Raw genomic sequence first — 4,105 nt, 5'->3', positions numbered from 1 at the left:
CTGAGATGACCATGCTTGCCCTGCATCCGGTGCCTCCCGAGATCAGCGTCTGCCCCATCTCACAGCACCCATTGCACTGACCGGTTGAATCCGCCGATCCTGCGTAGTGCGTCGGCTTTCTTCGCGGCGGAGCTCGACCGCCCACAAAGGTGATCGTCGACTACATCCAGGCCCACCGGCACCAGTTCGGGGTCGAGCCGATCTGCAGGGTGTTGCAGGTCGCCCCGTCGACGTACTACGCGGCCACGTCCCGCCCGCCCTCGGCCCGGTCGATCACCGACGCTGCCTCGACAGCGGTGATCGAGCAGGTCCACGGCGCCAACTACGGTGTCTATGGTGCCCGCAAGGTGCATGCCGAGCTGCGCCGGCAGGGCCACCAGATCGCGCGCTGCACCGTCGAACGACTGATGCGATCCGCGGGGTTGCGGGGCATCACCCGGGCCAAAGGACCTCGCACCACGGTGGCCGGCACCGGCCCGGAGACCCGCCCGGACCTGGTCGAGCGCGACTTCACAGCCACCGGCCCGAACCGGTTGTGGGTCGCAGACATCACCTACTGCCGCACGTTCTCCGGCTGGGCGTATGCCTCGTTCGTGATCGATGTGTTCTCCCGACGGGTAGTCGGCTGGCAGGTATCGAAATCGCTGCGCACCGACCTCGCGTTGGACGCGTTGGAGATGGGCTTGTGGAACCGCACCCGGGCCGGCCAGGGCGTGGCCGGGCTGACCCATCACAGCGACAAAGGAGTGCAATACGTCGCAGTTCGCTACACCCAACGCCTGGCCGAGGCCGGCGTCGTCGCCTCGGTCGGCTCGACCGGCGACTCCTACGACAACGCCCTGGCCGAGGCGTTCAACTCTCTGTTCAAGGCCGAGCTGGTGCGCAACAAGGGACCGTGGAAGAACATCGACGACCTCGAGCTCGCTATCGCTGAGTACATCGACTGGTTCAACCACCATCGCCTGCACGGCGAGATCGGCCTGGTCCCACCGACCGAGTTCGAAGAGGCGTATTACCGTCACAACCCCGCGCCGACTACCGTCGGAGCGTCAGTTCCGAGCCTCCACTAAACCCGGGGCGAGACAGAGAACAAACCGGACAACAATGGTTCTGCCAAATTGGCAGAACCATACGACCTGGGCAGACGCCTCAGGCCCTTCGCCCTCGACCGACCCTGAGACGCAAACCGGAAAATTACGGTCCCGCCAAATTGGCGGGACCGTACGGCCAGCGCAAACGCTTCGGCACCAATCGCGCGTCACGCAGCCGGGTCCTGCACCGCCCTTGGCGCGAGCGACTCCAGGATCTCGGCTGTCATCTCGTTGACGGCATCAGCTCGGGCGATGTAGTGCTTCTTCGTGATCACGGTCGAGGTGTGACCAAGCATCTCGGCCGCCAGCTCGGCGCTAGCTTTCTTTTCAAGCGTGGTAGCAACGGTCCGGCGGAACGCGTGAGGCGTCACCCGGTCGAGCCCTGCCTCCTTGAGCGCAGCCCGCAGCGTGCGCCGCACGTTGTTCGCCGACAGTGGCGTGCCGTTGCGAGAGAAGAAGATCAACTGCTCGGGGCCCGCGGGCACCTCAGTCAGCCGCTTGCGGATGACGTCCGCTGTGAAGCCCGGCACGGTCACCTTCCGGCTCGACTCCGAAGTCTTCGGATGGTCCTGCCGGAACTGCGGCCCGTTCATCGGCGTGATGATCGTCCCGTCCAGATGAACGGTCATCCGCTCGCCCGTGTCGTCGATGTCGCGCCGACGGATCGCCAGCGCTTCGCCGATGCGGCCGGAGGTTCCGATCATGACCTCGATGACCGCTTCGACCTGGCCGTCGGGCTTGGGCCCCGGACGCTTGGCACCAGACCATGCCCGGACAGCTGCGCGCACCGCCTCGAGCTCCTCGATCGTCAGGGCGTTGACCGCCTTCTTGGGCTTCCGCAGCCGCTGCACGCTGCGGACCGGGTTGCGCTCGATCGCCTCGTACCGGACTGCCAGCCCCAGGGCGAGGTTGAGCACGACCTTGGCGTGCTGAGCCTTCGACAGGCTCTCCTTTGCCAGCTTCTTCAGGAATCGGTCGACCATCATGATCGAGATCTCACGCAGCGAGTAGTCCTTGAAGGCAGGCAGGACCAGCGTGCGCATGTCTCGCGCGTACAGCTCACGGGTGCTGAAGGCCAGCTCCTGAAGATCCAGGTCTTCGAGCCAGATCTCGACCAGCCGCTTGAACGTGCTGTCGCCGCTCAGGTCTGTCGAGCCGGATGCGATGCGGCTGCGTCTCGCAAGTACCGCCTTGAGGTTGTGCTCGGCCTGCTTGCGGGTGCTGCCGGTGGCCTGCACCGGTCGCAGCCGGCCGTCGTAGTCGCGGAACCGGGTATGGGCGGTCACCGTCGTGGTCGTCTCGGAAGCGAAGCTGATCTGACCGAACGTCCCGATCGGGGTGCGAGGGCGCGCCATCACCGCTCACCACCCTCGGCGGTGCCCCGGCCGGGCGCCGTCTCCCGCCGGCTGGCGAGCCACGCCTGGACGTCCGAGGCGTAGAACTTCACGTGCTTGCCCAGGAGCACACCGCGGGGGCCCTTGCCCTCGGTGCGCCAGGCGTAGATCGTGCGAACCGGCAGACCGAGATAGTCCGCGAGCTCGTCGATGCTCAGCAGCGGGTCCAGCCCCCGCTCGGGCGTCTGCTGTGTCTCCATGTCCGTCAGGTGCGCGCGGAGTACCTGAGGAACGGGCGCCGTCGGGAGTTGACCGTCACGCTCTGCGAAGCCCGTCGCGGGACGGGCTTCCAGGACACCAAAGTGTCGGGTTTCTGTCGGGGAGTTCAGATCTCGGGTCCGTTCTGGCCTGGCGAACCAGAGGTCCACCAGGCCAGACGTGTCGGGCTGACTGGATTCGAACCAGCGACCCTCTGCTCCCGGGCCGGCACGCGATCAAGCCGCACGACGTGGGTACCGGCTCGCTCAAGGCCGTCGACGTGCGTGGTGTCGTCGACGTTCCTGGTGGAGTCGCACTGGATCGGCGCCAGGCCAGATCAACTAGCCGTCCAGTCGAGGGCGACCACCATGGTCATGAAGACAGTTGGGCGAGGAGGCACGCTGCCGCGCGCGAGGACGTCTACATCGCCCTGCGCACCGCAGGGGCGACGCGGCAGGAGTCGGCGACCTCCACGATCCGGTACCGGTGACGGGCCCTCCGGCGTACTTGAGCCGACCGCCTCCTCATCTCGCATGTAGTTCGAAGGGATACGCAGATGCAGATCGACCTGACCGGACGGGTAGCTCTCGTGACCGGTTCCAGTGCCGGCATCGGCCGGGCAATCGCGACCTCGCTCGCCCGAGCCGGAGCGGACGTCGTCGTCAATGGCCGCGACGAGCGGCGGGTCACGGCCGTCGCGCAGGAGCTCGGCGCACGTGGGGTCGTCGCCGATGTCGCCACCGCTGAGGGAGCGGAGCGCCTCGGCACCGAGCTGCCCGAGGTCGACATCCTCGTCAACAACACGGGTGCCTTCCCCGCACGCCCGGTGTTCGAGATCGACGACGCCGAGTGGCGGGAGCTCTTCGAGATCAACGTACTGTCCGGGGTCCGGCTCACCAGACGCTATGCCCGGGGCATGGCCTCACGCGGGTGGGGACGAGTGGTGTTCATCTCGAGCGAGGCGGGTGTACAGCCACCGACCAACATGGTGCACTACGGCACCACGAAGACCGCGCAGCTCGCGGTGGCGCGTGGCTACGCGCAGGCCCTCGCCGGCACAGGGGTGACCGTGAACAGCGTGCTCGCCGGCCCGACCCTGAGCGACGGCGTCCTGGCCATGTGGGACGACATCTACCCGGGACTGTCCCGCGAGGAACAGGAGGGGCAGTTCATCGAGGAGGGCCGGGTAGCCGGGTCACTCATCGGGCGGTTGATCCGGCCCGAAGAGATCGCACACCTGGTGGCCTATCTCGCGTCGGACTACTCCACGGCCACGACAGGCCGGGCGCTCGGTGTGGACGGCGGGCTCGTCCCGACGATCCTGCCGTAGCAGGTCAGCCGGTCGGTAGAAGGTCAGGTGGTCGGTACCCCGGGGTACCGACCACCAGGCCCTATAACGACCACCCCCCCCGGGGGCGCGGG

The 4,105-nt window shown here is 67.1% G+C and carries 4 protein-coding genes and 1 other annotated feature; of the genes, 2 read left to right on the top strand and 2 right to left on the bottom strand.

Annotation, left to right across the window (positions count from 1 at the left end):
- Positions 1 to 113 precede the first annotated feature (113 nt).
- Positions 114 to 227 (top strand) — a sequence feature (AL1L pseudoknot).
- On the top strand, positions 150 to 1,070 hold the full coding sequence (locus ACIBBF_RS26440; RefSeq protein ID WP_397419409.1) for an IS3 family transposase: 921 nt from the start codon (positions 150 to 152) through the stop codon (positions 1,068 to 1,070). Its footprint overlaps the feature before it by 78 nt.
- A gap of 188 nt (positions 1,071 to 1,258) precedes the next feature.
- Here ACIBBF_RS26440 and ACIBBF_RS26435 read toward each other — a convergent pair whose 3' ends face one another.
- Both ACIBBF_RS26435 and ACIBBF_RS26430 read right to left on the bottom strand, forming a co-directional pair.
- Complete coding sequence (locus ACIBBF_RS26435; protein ID WP_397419407.1) at positions 1,259 to 2,446, bottom strand: tyrosine-type recombinase/integrase; 1,188 nt, start codon at positions 2,444 to 2,446, stop codon at positions 1,259 to 1,261.
- A complete protein-coding gene (locus tag ACIBBF_RS26430) occupies positions 2,446 to 2,685 on the bottom strand; it encodes a helix-turn-helix transcriptional regulator (RefSeq protein WP_397419405.1) in 240 nt (79 codons plus the stop codon). The genes ACIBBF_RS26435 and ACIBBF_RS26430 overlap by 1 nt, the downstream gene beginning before the upstream one ends.
- 554 nt (positions 2,686 to 3,239) lie before the next feature.
- On the opposite strand from ACIBBF_RS26430, the gene ACIBBF_RS26425 reads away from it, so the two are divergent.
- Positions 3,240 to 4,013, top strand: coding sequence for an SDR family NAD(P)-dependent oxidoreductase (locus ACIBBF_RS26425; RefSeq protein WP_397419403.1), 774 nt, complete (start codon positions 3,240 to 3,242; stop codon positions 4,011 to 4,013).
- Positions 4,014 to 4,105 lie beyond the last annotated feature (92 nt).

Source organism: Promicromonospora sp. NPDC050880 (assembly GCF_044456525.1).
Classification (GTDB): domain Bacteria; phylum Actinomycetota; class Actinomycetes; order Actinomycetales; family Cellulomonadaceae; genus Promicromonospora.
This window is presented reverse-complemented; position numbering and strand designations above follow the sequence as displayed.

Bases quoted from the DNA above. Each gene is read 5' to 3' on its own strand.
- ACIBBF_RS26430 (WP_397419405.1), bottom strand. From the start codon at position 2,685: ATGGAGACACAGCAGACGCCCGAGCGGGGGCTGGACCCGCTGCTGAGC.
- ACIBBF_RS26435 (WP_397419407.1), bottom strand. From the start codon at position 2,446: ATGGCGCGCCCTCGCACCCCGATCGGGACGTTCGGTCAGATCAGCTTC.
- ACIBBF_RS26425 (WP_397419403.1), top strand. From the start codon at position 3,240: ATGCAGATCGACCTGACCGGACGGGTAGCTCTCGTGACCGGTTCCAGT.